This is a genomic window from Arhodomonas sp. KWT (assembly GCF_010993615.1).
The window spans coordinates 1-1,661 of the sequence record NZ_WNXE01000390.1; the positions used below are offsets into that span (position 1 = coordinate 1).

3 protein-coding genes are annotated in these 1,661 nt (G+C 72.5%); 1 reads left to right on the forward strand and 2 read right to left on the reverse strand.

From position 1 onward, the window contains the following. The first annotated feature begins 13 nt into the window (after positions 1-13). Positions 14-118 carry a TOBE domain-containing protein gene (locus G7A99_RS19240; RefSeq protein WP_256379730.1) on the forward strand — a complete coding sequence of 35 codons (105 nt, stop codon included), beginning with the start codon at positions 14-16 and terminating at the stop codon, positions 116-118. A gap of 8 nt (positions 119-126) precedes the next feature. On the opposite strand, the gene modC is transcribed toward G7A99_RS19240, so the two are convergent. Both modC and G7A99_RS19250 read right to left on the reverse strand, forming a co-directional pair. Continuing rightward, positions 127-1,191: a molybdenum ABC transporter ATP-binding protein gene (gene modC / locus G7A99_RS19245; RefSeq protein WP_163143249.1), complete on the reverse strand. Its 1,065-nt coding sequence runs from the start codon at positions 1,189-1,191 to the stop codon at positions 127-129. Next, positions 1,188-1,661 (reverse strand): molybdenum ABC transporter permease (locus tag G7A99_RS19250; protein WP_163143252.1); only part of this gene is annotated, 474 nt, incomplete at its 5' end. The genes modC and G7A99_RS19250, both read right to left, overlap by 4 nt.

Here is a 1,661-nt window from a genome sequence, read left to right on the forward strand (position 1 = left end):
GGGCGGGCAGACCATCGCCGCCACCATCACCCGGGACAGCGTCGAGCGCCTCGGCCTGGCACCGGGCGTGGCGGCCACGGCCCTGTTCAAGGCCTCGAGCGTGATCCTCGGTATCTGAGCCGGCGCTCAGACCAGTGCCACCGTCTTCGCCATAGCCCAGACCCGGCGGCCGGGCTCAATGCCCAGACGCTCCCGGGAAAGGCTGGACAACGACGCCAGCAGCCGTCCGCCGTCCGTGGCCACGGCCACCAGGCAGCGTCCTTCCGCCGGCTCCGCCGTCACGGTCTCCACGACACCCTGGAAACGGTTCAGCGCACTGGTCGCCCCCGGGGGCTCCAGTGCCAGGGTGACGTCGCTGGCGTGAATGCGCACCCGCACCGCCTGCCCCTCCGGGACGTACTCACCGGCCAGCCACACCGGCGTACTGCCGCAGCGCAGCTCGCTCATGTGGTGGCGGGCATCGTAGCCGACGCCCCGTGCCTCCAGCACCGCACCGGCGTCCTCCCGCCGGGCCAGCGGCAGGTCCGGCCGCGCCAGCATCTCGGTAAGCCCACCGCCGGCGGTGACACGGCCACCCTCCATGAGCAGGAGGTGTCCGGCGAGGCGCACGACCTCGTCGAGGTTGTGGGTGACCAGCAGCGTCGGCAGCCGGAGTTCGGCCACCGCCCGTTCCAGCCACGGCAGGATCTCCCGGCGATGCCCCTCGTCGACGGCGGAGAGCGGCTCGTCGAGGAGCAGCACCCGCGGCCGGGCCAGCAGGGTCCGTGCAATCGCGACGCGCTGGCGCTCGCCGCCGGACAGCTCGGTCGGGGCCCGGCGGAGCAACGCACCGATGCCGAGCAGCTCGATCAGCTCGTCGCGCTCCGCCGCGGTGGCGCCGCTGCGCCGCGCGGCATAGCGCAGGTTGCCGGCGACGCTGAGGTGGGCGAACAGCCGCGCGTCCTGGAAAACCAGCCCCACTCGCCGTGCCTCCACCGGGACCCAGGTACCGTCGGCGTCGTGGTGCACCACGTGCCCGTTCAGCACAATCCGCCCGTGGGGCCGCTCCAGCCCGGCTATGCAGCGCAGCAGCGTGGTCTTGCCGCAGCCGGAGGGACCGAACACGGCGGTGACGCCGTCGGCGGGCAGCGTTTCGTCCACGGTGAGCCGGAACCCCGGGCGCTCCAGGGTGACGGACAGCGCGAGGCTCATGTGCCCATCCCCCGGAACCGCCGGTTGCCCCAGTAGACCGCGCACAGCAGCAGGAAGGCGAGCACCAGCAGCATTCCCGAGAGGACGTGCGCATGACCGTAGTCCAGCGCCTCGACATGATCGTAGATGGCGATGGACACCACCTGGGTCCGCCCCGGTATGTTGCCGCCGATCATGAGCACGACCCCGAACTCGCCGACGGTATGGGCGAATCCCAGGGTAACAGCGGAGATGAAGCCGCGGGCGGCCAGCGGCACGGCCACCGTGAAGAACCGGTCCCGCCGGCCGGCCCCCAGGGTAGCGGCGGCCTCCAGCGGCCCGTGGCCGACGGCAGCGAAGCTGTTCTGCAGGGGCTGGACCACGAACGGCAGCGAGTAGACCACCGAGCCGAAGACCAGGCCCGCGAAGGTGAACGCCAGCGGCGCGCCGCCCATGGCCACGAGTGCGCCGCCGACGGGCCCGTTCGGGCC

Excerpts from the sequence above, each read along its gene's own strand:
- modC (WP_163143249.1), bottom strand. The coding sequence starts at position 1,191 with ATGAGCCTCGCGCTGTCCGTCACCCTGGAGCGCCCGGGGTTCCGGCTC.